A 15,689-nucleotide genomic window follows, 5' to 3' on the forward strand; every position below is an offset into this window, starting at 1 on the left:
AGACTTGACTTCCCCCACAATCTATGTTCTCTTTTTGTTCATGTCGAACGCCGCCGACACCGCCGCCGAACAGGCCCTCCTCCTGGAGCTCGCCCAGCTCGGCATGGGCATGGTCCGTCAGGTCCATGGCGTGGCCCTCGAAACCCGCGACGTCGACCAGCTCGTGGCCCTGACCACCGTCTACAGCCAGGTGAGCCGGGGCGTGCGCCAGTCGCTGGCGCTCCGCGCCCGCTTCGCCGCCGGAACCGCCGCGCCCGCGCCCCGCGCCGAGACCACGCGCTCCGCCGCGACGGCGGCGAGCGACGTTGAGCGCCCCGAACGCGACGACGCCTACGAACGCCCCGACTGGCACACCCGCCTCGAACGCCCCGAGGCGATCGAACACCTCTCCGACGACCCCGACGTCTGCCGCGCCCAGATCGCCCGCAACCTGACCGTCGTCTCCCGCACCCCGGCCCTGGCCGCCATCCCGGCCCTCCAGGCCCCCGCCGCCCAACTCGCCGGCCGCGCCGCCCTCCTCACCGGCGCCCGCCCACTGCGCGTCGTCAACACATCCTAAGCCCCTCTCCCAGGCGCGGCAGCGCCGAGGGAGAGGCCGGGAGAGGGCGGCGCCGACGAACGGTCATCCGCACCGTTGGACCCGATCCCACCTCAAATCGTCGATCCCGCGGCGCCACGCGCGGCGCCTCATCCGCACGCTCCCATCGCCCTGTCGCCGGGTGATCCCGTCCTTTCTTCCCCTCTCCCGGGCGCGGCAGCGCCGAGGGAGAGGCCGGGAGAGGGCGGCGCCGCCGTGCAGCCGCCTCACCGTTGGACCCGAACCCCATGGCCAAGGTGGTTTCCGTCACTTCCAAATTCCGGGGAGACCGGGCCCGCCGTCTTGGGCGCAACCAGACCGAGACCGAAGCGCGTTTGTGGGGCGTCCTGCGCGCAGGCCGCCTCGAAGACTGGAAGTGGCGCCTCCAGGCGACGGTCGGCCCCCGAAGCCGCCCTGGTCGTGGAACTCGACGGCGGGATTCATGCCGATCAGGTAGTACGATGCGCGCCGCGATACCTACCTCAAGCGGCACGGCCTCACGGTGCTGCGCGTCCGGAACGCCCAGGTGATCGACGACCTGGACGCCGTGACCTGGTCGATCCTCAGCGCCTGTCGCGAGTCCGATCCCAGCCGCCGCGGCGCTCGCATCGCCCGCGAGCGACGAACGCCCGGCCGCTAGCTCAGGGCGCGATCGGGTCCAATGTCGAGCGGGCGTCTACCACCTGCGCCGCCCTCTCCCGGCCTCTCCCTCGGCGCTCCGCGCCCGGGAGAGGAGACCGACAGCTTAGGGTCGATTGTAGACGGCGGCCTACAGGGCCTGGACGAGCCGCTCGCACACAAGGCGGACCGTCGGCTCCGCCCATGCCTGAGCCTCGTCGTGCTTCTGGTCTTCCAACGCCCGCACGTCAGGATGCCAAAGCGCCCTCCGATGGCCGAGCGGGATATCGTCCGTCTCGCTAGTCACTCCAACCATCGGCGTCAGGAGGCGTCTGAGGTCGTCGGGCGCCTCATCCTCAAGGCTCGCCAGCGCCCATGCGGCCTCAAGCGGCGAAAGCCGCCCTTCGAGAAAGTCCGTCGCAACCGTTCGGAGTTTCTCGCGGTGGGCCAAGTCCATCACGTGAGAATGCGGCGCGGGCGGAACCTCCGCAATGGCGCTCGACCGCCCCCTACCCCGCCCGGCTCTCCGCCGAGATCCGTTCCATCGGCTCGGCCACCGCCCCATATCCCGCGTCCGGCGGGATCACCAGGAAGCGCGCGCCGTCGCGCAGCTCCACCACCGGCAGCACGGTCACCAGCGTCCGGGCCTGCGCGCGGGCCACGCAGTCGCTGGCGCTCTCGGCTTCCGCCAATAGCTGCACGTTCATCCGGGTCGGGAAGATCACGGTGCGCTCGCCGGCGTCGGCGAGGCGCAGGATCTCCTGGGGCGCGATCCACTCGGCGTCCACCGCTTCGCGACCGTCGGCCGCGGCCACCTGGTCGGCCGGCGCGCGCACCGCGTAGAACCAGGTGTCGAAGCGCTTGGGCATCATGGTGGGCGTGATCCAGCGGGCGAACACGGCCAGCGAATCCAGCTGCAGCCGCACGCCCAGCTCCTTCACCACGTCGATGAAGGCGGTCTCGCCCCGGTCCACCGCCGAGCGCACCGCCGGGTCGCAGACCTCGGCGAAGTCCGAACCGTCCAGGCCCTCGGCCAGCAGGATGCCCGCCTCTTCATAGGCCTCGCGGATCGCGCCGATGCGCAGGGTGCGCTGCTCGTCGTCGAAGGCGTCCCAGCCCACGCAGTGCTCGGCCCAGGCCGGGTCGGTGTCGCCCGCGTGGGTCTTGCCGCCCGGGAACACCAGCGCGCCGGAGGCGAAGTCGATCTGGTGATGGCGCTTGACCATCAGCACCTCGAACTCGGGCTGGTCGCGCAGCAAAAGGATAGTGGCGGCGGGCCTCGTCTCGGCGGGCTGTCGTTGTTCGCTCATGGGTCCAGCTTGGAACGCTGACCGCGGGGAAGTCGAGTCCCCGACCGGCCTGCGCCGCGTGGTTCGTTCAACCCCGAAACCCACGAAATACACGAAAGGGTCGGAGCCGCCTGGCCCACGCAGCGGGCGCTCGATCCCTCGCGAGGAAGGTGAAAGCTGCTAGAGCGTGACCGCTTCAGCATGGAGCGTATCCGGAGTTGACGAGGTAGTTGGCGCACTCGGCGGCTGAGAAGTGGTCGAGGAGGAGGCCGATGCGTCGCCAGGTGGCTTCGACGGTGCGCTCGGCGGCTTTGCGCAGGAGGGTCTTCAGCTTGGCGAAGACCTGTTCGATGGGGTTCAGGTCGGGGCTGTAGGGCGGCAGGAAAATCAGGTGCGCGCCGGCGCGCCGGATGGCCTGGCGGACGGCCTTGCCCTTGTGGCTGCCGAGGTTGTCCATGATCACCACATCGCCGGGGGCGAGCGTCGGGACGAGGACCTGTTCGACGTAGGCCCGGAACCACTCGCCGTTGATCGGCCCATCCAGGACGAAGGGCGCGTCGATCCGATCGCATCGCAGTGCGGCCAGGAAGGTCAGGGTCTTCCAGTGGCCGTGAGGAACCTTGCCGACCAGCCGCTGGCCACGCGCGCAGCGGCCGTGGGTGCGGGTCATGTTGGTCTTCGCCCAAGTCTCGTCGATGAAGACCAGGCGGCGCGGATCAAGCCGGCCCTGATGGCGTCGCCAGCGGTCCCGCTTCCTGGCCACGTCCGGTCGGTCCTGCTCGATGGCGTGCAGGCTTTTTTTTGAAGGTCACGCCCTGGCGCAGGTAGAAACGCCACACCGCGTCGTAGCTCACAACCACGCCGCGGTCGGCGAGCTCGGCCTGGATCGCCCGGAGCGTCAGGTCCGGCTGCTCCGCGATCCGCGCCAGCAGCCAGTCCCGCTCGCCCGCCAGCACCAGCGGCCGATGACCGCCCATCCGCCGCGCTGCGGCGCTGCCTTCGCTCCGCAGACGCTGCGACCAGCGCACCGCCGTCGCCACCCCGACCCCGAACCGCTCCGCCGCCTCACGGCACGTCCCGCCCGCCACCACGAAGCGCGCCACTCGATCCCGCAGATCAAGCGAGTAGGGTCGACCCATGCGAGCTGGCCTCCCATCCAGCCCACATCTTGAATCATGATCCGCCCAAACCCGGAATCCCGATTCAGCTAAGCGCGGTCACGCTCTAGTTCGCCGCGCCCCTGGGCGGTTCACAAACCCGTCGGCGCCGCTTCGCGGCCTGAGGCGACGGGCCCGCCCTTTCGTGTATTTCGTGTATTTCGTGGTTCCAGTCTCGGAGCCTCAGCCCAGCTGGACCACCCGCTCGGGTTCTTCCGCCTGGGCCGTGGCGACGCCGCCGCCCATGCGGGCCAGCAGGTAGTCGACGTCCTCGCGCGCCGCCGCCTGCGGCTGGGTCAGGAACCGCTGCAGCATGCGCTCCTGGAACCGCTCCTGGTCGCGCGGGCCGCCGTCGAACTCCATCGCGTGGAAGGTGTCCACCGCCGCCCGGAAGGCCGGGAACAGCCGAGCCGGCAGCATGGCGCGCTCGTAAATCGCCCGCAGGCCCAGCGGCCCGGCGTCGTGAATCATCAGCCAGGTGCGGTGGTGCGGCACGCCCGCCAGCTCGGCTACCGCCCACTCGAAGAAGGTCATGTGCCCATGCGCCAGCGCCCGCAGCAGCAGCGAGGCGGTCAGCTTCCGCTCGCGGTGCAGGTGGGCGACGAAGCCCTTCACGTCGGCGGTCCTGCCGGCCTGGTCCACAAGGTCGACCGTGGCCCGCTCGGCGGCGCCGGTGGCCAGCTGCATCGCCGTCTCGGCCGACAGATCCAGCTTGCTCACCAGATGCTGGCGCACCTGCAGGCTGACCATGCCGATCAGCCGCTCGGTCACCGCCAGCGGCAGGGTGTTGCGGTAGGCGACCGCCGCCAGCACCCGCTCGGAGGCCTCGAAGCGGTCCATCACGCGCTGCAGGCCGTCGTCGCTGAACTCCGCGGCCGGGTTGGCGCAGGCCGTGACGATGGCCCGCTCGCCGCCGTGTTCGGCCAGGCTGTCGGTGACGGTGCGCGACAGCTCGGGCCGCTTGGCGATGGCCACCTGCCGCACCGGTCCGCCCAGCCGCACCACCTCGGCGAGGTCGGCGTCGGTGAAGACGGGCGAGAAGGTCAACAACGGCAGGCAGACGCTTTCGACGTCCCGCGCCAGCTTCACGGCCACGTCGCGCGGCACCACGTGGGACGCCTTCAGCTCCTCGGCGATGGCCTTGCGCACCAGCTCGGCCGCATCGGCCGCCATCACGCGCAGAATGTCGCCGGCCAGCGCCCGGTCCTCATCGGACAAGGGCGTGCGATCCATGGTCGTGCAGAGCTTGCGCGCGGCGACCGCGCGCTCGTCCGGTGTCGCGCCTTTCACCAGCGTGCGGATATCCACATCCGTCAGCGCCGATCGCGTGGTCGCCATCGCCAGCCAGTTCCCCTGCCCGAACCCGCGTTCGGACTCCCGCGATTCGACATTTGAATGGCTCCGCTTAACGAGAGGTTGCCAAGCGAATCTGTGGATTAAGGATTTCGCGTAACCGCACGCCAACGCCGCGTTGCTCAGGGTGGGAACGCACCCCGCGAGAGGCCTGCCCGTGTCCACCGACAAGTCCGCCGAAACCACCCTCGCCGCGGCGGTCGGCGAGCAGGGGATGAAGGCTCAGGCGGCGCTCCTTCCCTTCGCGCTGCTGGCGTTTGGCGTCTCGCTGCCGGTGTTCGTCTGGGTCGCGGGCCACGCCGCCAACGCGCACTGGATGGGCGCCGCCTTCGGCGCCTTCGCGGTCGGCTGGGGCGCCTTCTATGCGGTGGTGAACTGGCTGAAGACCGACGCTGCGGCCGATCTTCGCAGGCGCGCCCGCGTGCAGGTCATGGCCGGACTGGTCTGGGCCCTCACCGTCGCGGGCCTCGCCGCCTTCGCCCACTTCGCCGGGCCGGTCCGCGAGACCCTGCTGCTGCTGATCCTGGCGGCCGCCATGGTCTGCGTGGTGTTCACGGCCACCTGGCTGCCCAGCCTGCTGATCGTGGCGCCGGTCGCGGTGGCGGGCCCCCTCATCGCCCTGTTCCTCGACCCCGCCGATCAGCCCACCGCCCGGCTGGCGCTGGGCGCGGCGGCTCTCGGGCTGGCTCTGGCCCTGGTCGTCAACCGCATCCTGCGCCGCCAGTACGCGCTGGCGGCCGAACGCGAGCTGCTGTTGGCCGAGCGCGGCGCCCAGGCCGAGGCGGCCCGCAGGTTCGCCCGGGTGAAGTCCGACCTGGTCGACAGCCTCTCCGACGAGTTGCGCGACGGCCTGACCGGCGTGGCCCATGTGCTGGCCGCCGCCGCCCGCGGTCGCGCCGCCCCCACCCGCCAGCAGATCGGCGTGGCGCTGGACGCGGTGAACGAGCTGCTGGCCATCGTGGGCGACGTCCCGGCCGCGGCTCCCGCCGACGAGCCGGCGCGACGCCTGCGCATCCTGACCGTGGAGCCCGACCCGCTGACCGCGGCGACCCTGCGCGCCAGTCTCGAGCAGCTGGGCCACCAGGTGGTCCACACGTCCAAGGCCGCCCGCGCCGTCGAGCTGGCCCGGATCTGCGACCTCGACCTGGCGGTCTGCGGCGACCCCGCCGCTATCGGCCCGCTGCGCGCCCTGCCCGGCGGCGCCGGCGAGACGCCGATCGTCGCGATCGTAAGCTCCGAGCCCGGCGAGGCCGAAGCGGCCCTGGCCCAGGGCGCCGACGCCCTGGTCCGCCGCCCGCTGGCCATGCCGGCCGTCGCCCGCGCCATCGCCGACGCTCTGTCAGCCACGCCCGCGGCGAACGATCGCCAAGTCGCCTAGGCGCCGCCCCGTCATATCCCGTACCCTGGCTCCCAAAAGAGAACTGGGAGTCTGCTCGTGCTGCTCAAGGGCCTGAAGGTTGTCGATTTCTCCGCCTACATCGCCGGCCCCGGCGCGGCGTGCATCCTGTGCGACTGGGGCGCCGACGTGATCAAGGTGGAGCGGCCCGAGGGCGACAACATGCGCCACATCTTCGCGGACCTCGCGAACGACATCGGCGCGAACCCCACCTTCGAGTTCGACAACCGCGGCAAGCGCGGGATCGTGCTCGACATCACCAAGCCCGCCGCCCGCGACGCGCTCGCCAAGCTGGCGGCCGAGGCCGACGTGTTCCTGACCAACGTGCGGCCGGTGTCGCTGAAGAAGTACGGCCTGGACGACGCAACCCTGCGCGCCGCCAACCCGCGCCTCGTCTACACGGTGATCACCGGCTACGGCCTGGAAGGGCCAGACGCCCATCTGCCCGGCTTCGACGTCACCGCCTTCTGGGCCCGCTCGGGCATCGGCTACATGACCGCGCCCAAGGGCGCCGAACCCTTCATGCGCACCTCCGGGATGGGCGACCACACCACCTCGCTGGCTACGGTTTCGGCGATCCTGGCGGCGCTCTACGAGCGCGAGCGCACCGGCGTGGGCCGCGTGGTGCAGACCTCGCTGCTGGCGTCGGGCGTCTACCTGATGGGCTCGGACATGGCCGTGCAGCTCAAGATGGGCCGACTGGCCTCGATTCGCTCGCGGGACAATCCGATCAACGCCGTGGCCAACCACTTCCGCAGCTCGGACGGGCGCTGGTTCGTGCACAACCCCCGCGGCTCGAGCGGCGGCTGGGAGAAGTTCGCCGAGGCCGCCGGCCGGCCCGATCTGGTCACCGACGAGCGGTTCGCCACCGGCAAGGCGCGCCGCAAGCACGCCCGCGAGCTGTCGGCCGAGCTGGACGCCGCCTTCGCCGCCCTGCCGTTCGACGAGATCGCCCGCCGGCTCGACGCCGCCGACCTCGTCTGGGCGCCGTTCCAGACCCCGGCCGAGGTGGCCCAGGACGCGCAGGCCGATGCGGCAGGCTGCTTCGTGCCGGTCGATGACGGCCAAGGCGGGACCTATCGCTCCCCCGCCGCCCCCGCGGTGTTCCCGGGGCTGGAACAGGAGACCCGTCCGCGCGCGCCCCGCCTGGGCGAACACACCCGCGACGTCCTGGCCGAACTGGGCTACGGGGCGAGCGAGATCGACGCGATGATCTCAGAGGGCGCGGCGGCCTAGAGCGTGACCGCTTCAGCATGGAGCGTATCCGGAGTTGACGAGGTAGTTGGCGCACTCGGCGGCTGAGAAGTGGTCGAGGAGGAGGCCGATGCGTCGCCAGGTGGCTTCGACGGTGCGCTCGGCGGCTTTGCGCAGGAGGGTCTTCAGCTTGGCGAAGACCTGTTCGATGGGGTTCAGGTCGGGGCTGTAGGGCGGCAGGAAAATCAGGTGCGCGCCGGCGCGCCGGATGGCCTGGCGGACGGCCTTGCCCTTGTGGCTGCCGAGGTTGTCCATGATCACCACATCGCCGGGGGCGAGCGTCGGGACGAGGACCTGTTCGACGTAGGCCCGGAACCACTCGCCGTTGATCGGCCCATCCAGGACGAAGGGCGCGTCGATCCGATCGCATCGCAGTGCGGCCAGGAAGGTCAGGGTCTTCCAGTGGCCGTGAGGAACCTTGCCGACCAGCCGCTGGCCACGCGCGCAGCGGCCGTGGGTGCGGGTCATGTTGGTCTTCGCCCAAGTCTCGTCGATGAAGACCAGGCGGCGCGGATCAAGCCGGCCCTGATGGCGTCGCCAGCGGTCCCGCTTCCTGGCCACGTCCGGTCGGTCCTGCTCGATGGCGTGCAGGCTTTTTTTTGAAGGTCACGCCCTGGCGCAGGTAGAAACGCCACACCGCGTCGTAGCTCACAACCACGCCGCGGTCGGCGAGCTCGGCCTGGATCGCCCGGAGCGTCAGGTCCGGCTGCTCCGCGATCCGCGCCAGCAGCCAGTCCCGCTCGCCCGCCAGCACCAGCGGCCGATGACCGCCCATCCGCCGCGCTGCGGCGCTGCCTTCGCTCCGCAGACGCTGCGACCAGCGCACCGCCGTCGCCACCCCGACCCCGAACCGCTCCGCCGCCTCACGGCACGTCCCGCCCGCCACCACGAAGCGCGCCACTCGATCCCGCAGATCAAGCGAGTAGGGTCGACCCATGCGAGCTGGCCTCCCATCCAGCCCACATCTTGAATCATGATCCGCCCAAACCCGGAATCCCGATTCAGCTAAGCGCGGTCACGCTCTAGCTCTCGCGGTTGTCCGACAGGACCTTCAGCATCTCGCTGGTGAACAGCGAGCCGGCCAGGCGGCTGCCGACGCCGGCCTGATCGGCGGGCTGCGAGCCGCGCAGGATCAGCGCGATCAGGGCGTCCTGCTCGCGCTGGCGGACCTGCTGGCGCAGCGAGGCATACTGGACGAAGCCGCCGTCGGCATCGGGCCGTTCCTGCGTGGAGCTGACCGCCTGCTGGGGGCCGCCGGTCTTGGTCAGATTGGCGTAGACTTCACCGACCGAGCGCTCGCGCCCGTCCCGGAAGAAGATCGAGCGGTTCGACCGCGCCGCGTCCGGGAACAGCGAGGCGGCCGAGGCGCCGGGCTGGCTCTCCACCGCCTTGATCAGACGCGCCGAGCCCTGCGGGCCCAGGAAATGGGCGGCGTACAGCTCACCCGCGGTCGGGTCACGACCGACGCGGCCCTTCAGGTACGCGGCATGGTCCGACGTGAGCTCGCCGGCCATGAGCGAGGCCGCGTGGGGATCGAGGCGCAGGTCCATCACCGCCCGGCGCGCTTCCCCGCCCTGCACGCGATAGCGCCCGTCCGACCCCTTTGTGATCAGGTCCGCGTACCGCGCGTAGCCATGCTTGGCGCCGTGCTGTTTCAGCGTGCTGAGCCAGGTCTGCTCGACGAACTGGAAGAGGCCCGCGGCCGACGAAGTCGAGGCCTGGGCGCGGGGGTTGAAGCTCGACTCCCGGCCCGCGGTCTTCATCAGGAATCCGAAGTCGACGCCCGTCGCCTTCGAGGCGCGGTCGATCGCTTGTTCGACGATGGCGCGGATTCCCTGGACGGCCATGGACGCAGGAGTCCGCGATCATGGTTAACGCGGGAATAACCCTGTTCCGACTTTCCCCGGGGCCCCGCCCGACTCCGCCAAATTACCGACGTAATCCGATCCGCAGACTACGCGCGTAACAAAACCGGGAGCCCGAGATGGTCATCCGCCAAGCCCTCCCCTTCGACTTCGCGCCCCGGGGCCGGCGCACACCTGGCAAAACCACCCTCATCGTCACGGTCTCGCTGGGCGTCCATGCCGCCGTGGCCGCCTATCTGGCGATGATGCAGTTCGCGCCGCCCGAGGCGCCTGAAGTCATCGATAGCCCGCCGATGACCGTCGATGTCTGGACGCCGCCGAGGCCGCCCCCGTCCCCCGAGGAGGCCAGACCGGTCACGAAGCCTGTTCAGCTACATGCGCCGACGCCCACATCGGCGCCCACGGACGTCGCGCCCCTCCCGGTCGACCCCAAGCCGGCGCCCGAAGCGCCCATCGGTCCGCTGGCCAGCCTCACGCCCGGCCTGATCGCTCAGCCCTCGCCGCCGGACCCGATCATCCGCAATCCCACCTGGCTGAAGCGGCCCGGCGCCCGGGAGTTCGAACGCTTCTATCCGGACCGCGAGATGCGCATGGAGACCGAGGGCCGCGCGGTGCTGAACTGCATGGTGACCGCCAGCGGTTCGGTCACCGGCTGCAAGGTGGCCTCGCTGACTCCGGCCAACAGTGGCTTCGGCGACGCCGCGCTCAAGCTCTCGCGCTACTTCGTGATGAGCCCGCGCACCGTCGATGGACAGGCCGTCGAAGGCGGCCAGGTCTCGATCCCGATCACCTTCAACCTGAAGTGAGCCCCCTACTCGCTGGGCCTGTCAGTAGCTCTTGGGCAGGCCCAGCACCTTTTCGGCGATGTAGTTCAGGATCATCTCGCGGCTCACGGGCGCGATGCGGGCGATCATCGCCTCGCGGAAGTAGCGCTCGACGTGGAACTCCTTGGCGTAGCCCATGCCGCCGTGCGCCAGCACCGCCGCCTCGCACGCGTTGAAGCCCGCTTCGCCGCCCAGGAACTTGGCCGCGTTGGCCTCGGCCCCGCAGTCGCGCCCGACGTCGTGTAGGGCGGCGGCCTTGAAGGCCATCAGGTTCGCCGCCTCCAGTTCGGCCCAGGCCTTGGCCAGCGGATGGGCCACTCCTTGGTTCTGGCCGATCGGCCGGCCGAACACGACCCGCTCCTTGGCATAGGTCGCCGCCCGCTTCAGCGCCGCGCGCCCCAGGCCCACGGCCTCGGCGCCGATCAGCACCCGCTCGGGGTTCAACCCCTCCAGCAGGTAGTAGAAGCCCCGCCCCTCCTCGCCGACCAGATCCTCGGCCGGCACGTGCAGGTCGTCGATAAAAACGGCATTCGATTCAACGGCCTTCCGTCCCATCTTGGGGATCGGTGTGGCCGTGATCCGGCTGCGATCGAAGTCTGTGTAGAAGAGGCTCAGGCCCTCGGTCGGCCGCTTCACCTGATCCTTCGGCGTGGTGCGCGCGATGATCAGCATCTTGGTCGCGCGCTGGGCGTTGGTCGTCCACATCTTCCGTCCGCGGATGACATAGCCGTCGTTTGTGCGGTCGGCCCGGGTGGTCAGGCTGGTGGTGTCCAGGCCGGCGTCGGGCTCGGTGACGGCGAAGCAGGTCTTGTCCTGGCCGGCGATGATCCGCGGGATGGCCCGCTGGCGTTGCGCGTCGGTCCCGAACTTCACCACCGGCATCAGTCCGAAGATGTTCAGGTGCATGGCGCTGGCGCCCGAGAAGCCCGCCCCGCTCTCGGCGACCGCCTGCATGACGATGGCGGCTTCGGTCAGTCCCAGGCCCGACCCGCCCAGTTCCGTCGGCATGGCCACGCCCAGCCAACCGGCCTCGGCCATCGCGGCCACGAAGGCCTCGGGGAACTCGCCGCTTTCGTCGGTGTGCCGCCAGTAGTCCGCATCGAAACGTTCGCACAGGCGCAGGACCGCATCGCGGATCGCCTGCTGATCGTCCGACAGCCAGAAGCCGCTCATGCCCGTCTCCCAAACCGACTTGGATCCAGCCGCGCCGCCAGGGGGCCGGGATCACGCCCCGTCACGCAAGCGGCCACCACCTGGGCCACCAGGGGCGCCAGCAGCCATCCATTGCGCCGCGCGCCGACGGCCAGCATCACGCCCGTCTCGCCGCCTCGCCCCGCCATCGGCAAGCCGTCCGGCGTCGCCGCGCGAACCCCCGCCGAAATCTGCACCGGCGCGCCGGCGAGGCCGGGGAACAGCTTGAGGCCCGCCGCCAGCAGGGGCCGGCCCTTGGCTTCATCGATGGATGCGTCCGCCTGTCCGGGCTCCATGGTGGCGCCGAAGATCATGCCTCCGCCGGGCGACGCGTAGACACCCTCGGCGCGCACGACGGCGCCACTCGAGGCGCCGGACACCCGCACGATGTGCCCCTTGATCGGCGATAGCGCCGCCAGTTCGGGCGCGACGTCAGCCAGCCCGCCGGCCGCCCCCGTCGCGACGACCAGCACGTCGGCGCCGCCGCGGGCTTGGACAGGCTCGGAAACGAACGCCACTCCAGCCTCCTCGGCGGCCGCCACCAGCGCCGCCAAGGCCGAGGGCACATCGACCCGCCAGTCCTCGCGGGACAGCAAGGCCCGATCGGAGGGCGGCGCCAGACCGGGAGCAAGCGCCCGCGCCGTCGCGCCGCCGATCTCGGTGGGCCGCTCGCCGAGGCGGGCGAAGGCGGCCGCCAGGTCGTCCAGCCAGAGGTCGCGGCCAATCGCCAGCGCGCCCGACCGGTCCAGCGCGATCCCCGCGCGCACCGCCAGTCCTGGCCACAGGTCGCGGGCCGCCAGCAGCAGGTCCACGTGGGGTCGCGCCGTCGCGTCGAGCACCGCCTCGAACACCGGCGCGATCATGCCGGCCGCAACGCTCGAGGCGTTCGGCCCGCCCGGATCGGCCACCGTGACGGCGCAACCCGCGTCCGCCAGCGCCAGGGCGGTCGTCAGTCCCAGGACGCCTGCGCCGGCGACGGTGACTCGTGGGCTTGCGCTCATGCGCCTAACCACCCGTTGGGCTACCGAAAATCAAGGGTCGGAACCACGGGTGCGCGCCTGGGTTCCCGAACCATGGCCGAAGCCCTCGCCCCGCCGTTGCCCGACGATATCGACCGCCTATGCGATGCGGTCCTGACGCTCGCGTGCGACAACGACGTACGGCTGGCGGCGGCCGAGAGCTGTACAGGCGGCCTCCTAGCCTCGCTGCTCACCGACATTCCCGGGAAATCGCACGCGTTCGAACGCGGGTTCGTCACCTACACCGACGAGGCGAAAGTCGAGCTCCTGGGTATCCCGCGCGATCTGATACGTCACGCAGGAGTCGTCTCGGAAGCGTGTGCGAGGGCCATGGCCGAGGGCGCGCTGACGCACTCTCACGCCGACATGGCGGTCTCGATCACCGGCTTCACAGAGGGTGCGCCAGGCCGACCCGCAGGACTGGTTCACTTCGCCTGCGCCAGGCGAGGTGGCGACGATACGCGCCATCGCGTCGAGCGGTTCGGCGACGTCGGCCGGGCCGACGTCCGCTTGAACGCCCTGCGCGTCGCCTTGACTCTGCTTCGCGACGGACTTGAGCGTCCAGCACGCGCGTGATTGCCGCGCCCGCCTGAGGCATTTAGCTTTCCGGCACCGTGTTTCGAAGGCGACGCAATCGGCAATGGACCGGAACGGCGAACGCTATAGAAGCCTCGGTATGTTTGGGGGAGGCGTTCTTTGATCCGCGACGTCCTGGTGTGGCTCGCCACAAAGGTCGGGAAAGGACCCGGCGAATACGATCCATCGTGGAGCGAGGCGCTCGCCAGCACGCTCAACGTCTGGGGCCTGCTGGAAGGCACGCACGTGCTGTCCCTGATGCTGTTCGCGGGGACCATCTTCCTGGTGGACTTCCGCCTGCTGGGCGTCGGCTTCAAGAAGACGCCGATCTCGGTGATCAGCGACCGGGTGCTGCCGCTGACCATCTTCGGCTTCGTGCTGATGGTGGTGACCGGCGTCGCACTCTTCTACGCCAAGCCTCTGCTTTATTACCACAATCTCTGGTTCCGCCTGAAGCTGATCTTCCTGGCGATCGCGGTCATCAACATCTTCATCTTCCACTATCGGGTCCAGAAGGACCGGGATGCGTGGGACACCGCTGAGACGCCGCCGCTGAAGGTTCGCATGTCGGCGACGGTCTCGATCCTGGCCTGGGTGACGGTCATCACCTTCGGCCGCTTCATCGCCTACGACTGGTACGAGTGCGGCAAGCCGCTCCCCCATTGGGCCAACGTCGCCCAGGAGTGCGCCATCTCGGAACGGGGCGCCATCGACCTCTCGGAGGTGTCGCAATGACCATCGCGCCCCAGGACTTCTTCCCGCAGATCGCCGGCTGGGTCGCCCAACTGGACGACACCTTCCCGGGCGCTTGGGTCAAACCCTACTTCGCGCAATGGGAAGTGCTGCACCTGCTCTCGCTCGCCCTGCTGGGCGGGGCCAGCCTGCTGCTCAACCTGCGCCTGATCGGCGCCGGCCTCACCGACGAGCCTCCGTCGGAAGTGCGCCGCGGCGTGCTGCCCTGGCTGAATCTGGGGGTCGTAGGCATCCTCGCCACCGGCCTGCTGATCGGCACGTCGAACCCCGAGCGGCTCTACACGTCCGAGGCGTTCACGGCGAAGATGCTGGGCCTGGCCGCCGCCATCATCCTCACATACGGCGTCAGCCTCCCGGCCGCGAAGGCCGACGGGCGGCTGGGCAGAGGCGCGGCCCTGGCCGCCGCCCTCGGCATGGCGGTGTTCGGTCTGTCGATCGGCGTGTTCGCGGTCGCCAAGCTGGTGAACCCCGGCCTTTGGCACGTGATCATCGCCGGCGCGCTGCTGGTGCTGTTCGTGACCCGCGGTCTGACCCGGATCATCTACCTGGCGGGCCTCGTGGCGCTGATGGTCACCCAGGCAGCGCTGCACCACGTCATCTACAAGCCCGACGACTATGCCCACCTAGATCCGGCCAACAAGATCATGATCCTGGTCTACTTGGCGCTGATCCTGGCGGCGGCGGGCGTGCAGATCGTCAGTTCGGGTCGTGGCCCGCAGGGGGCGGGTCCCGCCACGAAAGCCCTGGCCTACGCCTCGATCCTGGTCTGGGTCACCACGGCCGCGGCGGGGCGCTGGATCGCCTTCGCCTGAACCTACTCAGCAGCCGCCACCGGGTGGCGGCTGCCCCAGCCCTGGTGCCAGGCGGGCTCGCCCGCGTAGCGCTGGGCCAGGAAGTCGACGAAGGCCCGCACCTTGGCCGCGAGATGACGCGCGTGCGGATAGACCGCGTGCACGTAGATTTCCTCTGGCTCATAGTTGCACAGTACCGGAACCAGCCGGCCTGAGCGCAGCTCGTCCGCCGCGGCGAACGCCGGCGTTCGCAGGATGCCCATGCCTCGGACGGCGGCCTCCACGCAGGCCTCGGCCCCGTTGAAGCGCAGCCGGCCGTGGACCCGCACCTCCATGGCCTCAGCCCCCCGCCCGAAACGCCAGACGGTGGCGTCGCGGGCATTGGTGTCCAGGATCGCCTCGTGCGCGGCCAGTTCGCCCAGGGTCAGCGGCGTTCCCGCCCCCGCCAGGTAGGCCGGCGCGGCGCAGGTGACCATGCGGACGGCCGCCAGCTTGCGCGCCACCAGCGACGAGTCCTGCAGGTGGCCGATCCGCACGGCCACGTCGAACCCCTCTTCCACGAGGTTCACCATCCGGTCCGAGAAGCTCACGTCCAGCGACACCGCCAGGCATTGCGAGGCGAAATCCAGGAGCGCGGGCGTAAGCTGGCCCTTGCCGAACGACACCGGGGCCGAGACCTTCAGGTTCCCCGACGGCCCGGCCTGGTCCTTCACAGAGCTCTCCAGGGCGTCGAACTGCTCGATCAGGTCGCGCGCGCGCTCCAGATAGGCCTGACCCGTGTCGGTCAGGGAGACGTCGCGCGTGGTGCGGTTCAACAGGCGCGCGCCCAACCGGTTCTCCAGCCGCGCCACCAGCTTCGACACCTGCGCGCCCGAGACGCCCAGCTTGCGCGAGCCCTGGGTGAAGCTCTTGGCCTCCGCCACCGCGGCGAAGGCCCGGATCTCGTCCAGACGGTCCATGGCATTCTTTCCTATTCGGCGACACTGTCCTTCGAAGCGGCCGGATTATCAACCGCGAGAGAAGCGA

The 15,689-nt window shown here is 70.3% G+C and carries 17 protein-coding genes and 1 pseudogene; 9 read left to right on the forward strand and 9 right to left on the reverse strand.

The window, feature by feature from the left end:
* Window positions 1-4 precede the first annotated feature (4 nt).
* The 3 genes and pseudogenes from ACQ66R_RS03850 to ACQ66R_RS03860 all read left to right on the forward strand — a co-directional run.
* On the forward strand, window positions 5-559 hold the full coding sequence (locus ACQ66R_RS03850; RefSeq protein WP_430419393.1) for a hypothetical protein: 555 nt from the start codon (window positions 5-7) through the stop codon (window positions 557-559).
* A gap of 266 nt (window positions 560-825) precedes the next feature.
* Window positions 826-1,107 carry a DUF559 domain-containing protein gene (locus ACQ66R_RS03855; RefSeq protein WP_430419395.1) on the forward strand — a complete coding sequence of 94 codons (282 nt, stop codon included), beginning with the start codon at window positions 826-828 and terminating at the stop codon, window positions 1,105-1,107.
* Window positions 1,047-1,217 (forward strand): annotated as a pseudogene (locus ACQ66R_RS03860) (DUF559 domain-containing protein); the annotation flags it as partial. The gene ACQ66R_RS03855 and the pseudogene ACQ66R_RS03860, both read left to right, overlap by 61 nt.
* Window positions 1,218-1,346: 129 nt before the next feature.
* Here ACQ66R_RS03860 and ACQ66R_RS03865 read toward each other — a convergent pair.
* The 4 genes from ACQ66R_RS03865 to ACQ66R_RS03880 all read right to left on the reverse strand — a co-directional run bounded on the left by ACQ66R_RS03865 (window position 1,347) and on the right by ACQ66R_RS03880 (window position 4,979).
* A complete protein-coding gene (locus tag ACQ66R_RS03865) occupies window positions 1,347-1,655 on the reverse strand; it encodes a hypothetical protein (protein WP_430419396.1) in 309 nt (102 codons plus the stop codon).
* 49 nt (window positions 1,656-1,704) lie between these two features.
* Window positions 1,705-2,505, reverse strand: coding sequence for an NUDIX hydrolase (locus tag ACQ66R_RS03870; protein ID WP_430419397.1), 801 nt, complete (start codon window positions 2,503-2,505; stop codon window positions 1,705-1,707).
* Between the two features lie 175 nt (window positions 2,506-2,680).
* Window positions 2,681-3,623 (reverse strand): IS630 family transposase gene (locus ACQ66R_RS03875; RefSeq protein WP_430419033.1). Its coding sequence is split into 2 segments (ribosomal slippage): window positions 2,681-3,286 and window positions 3,288-3,623, totalling 942 coding nucleotides; the frame shifts between segments, so codons are not numbered across the junction.
* A gap of 201 nt (window positions 3,624-3,824) precedes the next feature.
* Window positions 3,825-4,979: a DUF2336 domain-containing protein gene (locus tag ACQ66R_RS03880; protein WP_430419398.1), complete on the reverse strand. Its 1,155-nt coding sequence runs from the start codon at window positions 4,977-4,979 to the stop codon at window positions 3,825-3,827.
* Window positions 4,980-5,151: 172 nt separating this feature from the next.
* Between ACQ66R_RS03880 and ACQ66R_RS03885 the strand changes: the two genes are divergently transcribed.
* Together ACQ66R_RS03885 and ACQ66R_RS03890 are read left to right on the forward strand one after the other, a co-directional pair.
* Window positions 5,152-6,372: a response regulator gene (locus ACQ66R_RS03885; protein ID WP_430419400.1), complete on the forward strand. Its 1,221-nt coding sequence runs from the start codon at window positions 5,152-5,154 to the stop codon at window positions 6,370-6,372.
* Window positions 6,373-6,429: 57 nt separating this feature from the next.
* The gene (locus ACQ66R_RS03890) at window positions 6,430-7,626 is read left to right on the forward strand and encodes a CaiB/BaiF CoA transferase family protein (RefSeq protein WP_430419402.1); all 1,197 of its coding nucleotides are present in this window, start codon (window positions 6,430-6,432) and stop codon (window positions 7,624-7,626) included.
* A 12-nt stretch (window positions 7,627-7,638) separates the two neighbouring features.
* Here the strand turns inward: ACQ66R_RS03890 and ACQ66R_RS03895 are convergent.
* Window positions 7,639-8,581 (reverse strand): IS630 family transposase gene (locus tag ACQ66R_RS03895; RefSeq protein WP_430419033.1). Its coding sequence is split into 2 segments (ribosomal slippage): window positions 7,639-8,244 and window positions 8,246-8,581, totalling 942 coding nucleotides; the frame shifts between segments, so codons are not numbered across the junction.
* Between the two features lie 85 nt (window positions 8,582-8,666).
* Window positions 8,667-9,491: a transglycosylase SLT domain-containing protein gene (locus tag ACQ66R_RS03900; RefSeq protein WP_430419404.1), complete on the reverse strand. Its 825-nt coding sequence runs from the start codon at window positions 9,489-9,491 to the stop codon at window positions 8,667-8,669.
* A gap of 137 nt (window positions 9,492-9,628) precedes the next feature.
* Between ACQ66R_RS03900 and ACQ66R_RS03905 the strand changes: the two genes are divergently transcribed.
* On the forward strand, window positions 9,629-10,315 hold the full coding sequence (locus ACQ66R_RS03905) for a TonB family protein (RefSeq protein ID WP_430419406.1): 687 nt from the start codon (window positions 9,629-9,631) through the stop codon (window positions 10,313-10,315).
* Window positions 10,316-10,336: 21 nt separating this feature from the next.
* On the opposite strand, the gene ACQ66R_RS03910 is transcribed toward ACQ66R_RS03905, so the two are convergent.
* Complete coding sequence (locus tag ACQ66R_RS03910) at window positions 10,337-11,506, reverse strand: acyl-CoA dehydrogenase family protein (protein ID WP_430419408.1); 1,170 nt, start codon at window positions 11,504-11,506, stop codon at window positions 10,337-10,339.
* Window positions 11,503-12,525, reverse strand: a complete 1,023-nt coding sequence (locus ACQ66R_RS03915) for an NAD(P)/FAD-dependent oxidoreductase (protein WP_430419410.1) — start codon at window positions 12,523-12,525, stop codon at window positions 11,503-11,505. Before ACQ66R_RS03915 ends, ACQ66R_RS03910 begins: the two co-directional genes overlap by 4 nt.
* A 72-nt stretch (window positions 12,526-12,597) precedes the next feature.
* Here ACQ66R_RS03915 and ACQ66R_RS03920 point away from each other — a divergent pair, with 72 nt between their 5' ends.
* The 3 genes from ACQ66R_RS03920 to ACQ66R_RS03930 all read left to right on the forward strand — a co-directional run bounded on the left by ACQ66R_RS03920 (window position 12,598) and on the right by ACQ66R_RS03930 (window position 14,684).
* On the forward strand, window positions 12,598-13,119 hold the full coding sequence (locus ACQ66R_RS03920) for a CinA family protein (protein WP_430419411.1): 522 nt from the start codon (window positions 12,598-12,600) through the stop codon (window positions 13,117-13,119).
* Between the two features lie 120 nt (window positions 13,120-13,239).
* Window positions 13,240-13,854, forward strand: coding sequence for a DUF6644 family protein (locus ACQ66R_RS03925; protein ID WP_430419413.1), 615 nt, complete (start codon window positions 13,240-13,242; stop codon window positions 13,852-13,854).
* Window positions 13,851-14,684 carry a DUF6644 family protein gene (locus ACQ66R_RS03930; protein WP_430419415.1) on the forward strand — a complete coding sequence of 278 codons (834 nt, stop codon included), beginning with the start codon at window positions 13,851-13,853 and terminating at the stop codon, window positions 14,682-14,684. Before ACQ66R_RS03925 ends, ACQ66R_RS03930 begins: the two co-directional genes overlap by 4 nt.
* 2 nt (window positions 14,685-14,686) lie before the next feature.
* Here the strand turns inward: ACQ66R_RS03930 and ACQ66R_RS03935 are convergent, their stop codons facing one another.
* Window positions 14,687-15,622, reverse strand: a complete 936-nt coding sequence (locus ACQ66R_RS03935) for a LysR family transcriptional regulator (RefSeq protein ID WP_430419417.1) — start codon at window positions 15,620-15,622, stop codon at window positions 14,687-14,689.
* Window positions 15,623-15,689 lie beyond the last annotated feature (67 nt).

Source organism: Phenylobacterium sp. (assembly GCF_965284355.1).
GTDB lineage: Bacteria > Pseudomonadota > Alphaproteobacteria > Caulobacterales > Caulobacteraceae > Phenylobacterium.

Coding starts and splice junctions, on each gene's coding strand:
- ACQ66R_RS03855 (WP_430419395.1), top strand. CDS start 826: ATGGCCAAGGTGGTTTCCGTCACTTCCAAATTCCGGGGAGACCGGGCC.
- ACQ66R_RS03870 (WP_430419397.1), bottom strand. CDS start 2,505: ATGAGCGAACAACGACAGCCCGCCGAGACGAGGCCCGCCGCCACTATC.
- ACQ66R_RS03880 (WP_430419398.1), bottom strand. CDS start 4,979: ATGGCGACCACGCGATCGGCGCTGACGGATGTGGATATCCGCACGCTG.
- ACQ66R_RS03900 (WP_430419404.1), bottom strand. CDS start 9,491: ATGGCCGTCCAGGGAATCCGCGCCATCGTCGAACAAGCGATCGACCGC.
- ACQ66R_RS03905 (WP_430419406.1), top strand. CDS start 9,629: ATGGTCATCCGCCAAGCCCTCCCCTTCGACTTCGCGCCCCGGGGCCGG.
- ACQ66R_RS03910 (WP_430419408.1), bottom strand. CDS start 11,506: ATGAGCGGCTTCTGGCTGTCGGACGATCAGCAGGCGATCCGCGATGCG.
- ACQ66R_RS03915 (WP_430419410.1), bottom strand. CDS start 12,525: ATGAGCGCAAGCCCACGAGTCACCGTCGCCGGCGCAGGCGTCCTGGGA.
- ACQ66R_RS03920 (WP_430419411.1), top strand. CDS start 12,598: ATGGCCGAAGCCCTCGCCCCGCCGTTGCCCGACGATATCGACCGCCTA.
- ACQ66R_RS03930 (WP_430419415.1), top strand. CDS start 13,851: ATGACCATCGCGCCCCAGGACTTCTTCCCGCAGATCGCCGGCTGGGTC.
- ACQ66R_RS03935 (WP_430419417.1), bottom strand. CDS start 15,622: ATGGACCGTCTGGACGAGATCCGGGCCTTCGCCGCGGTGGCGGAGGCC.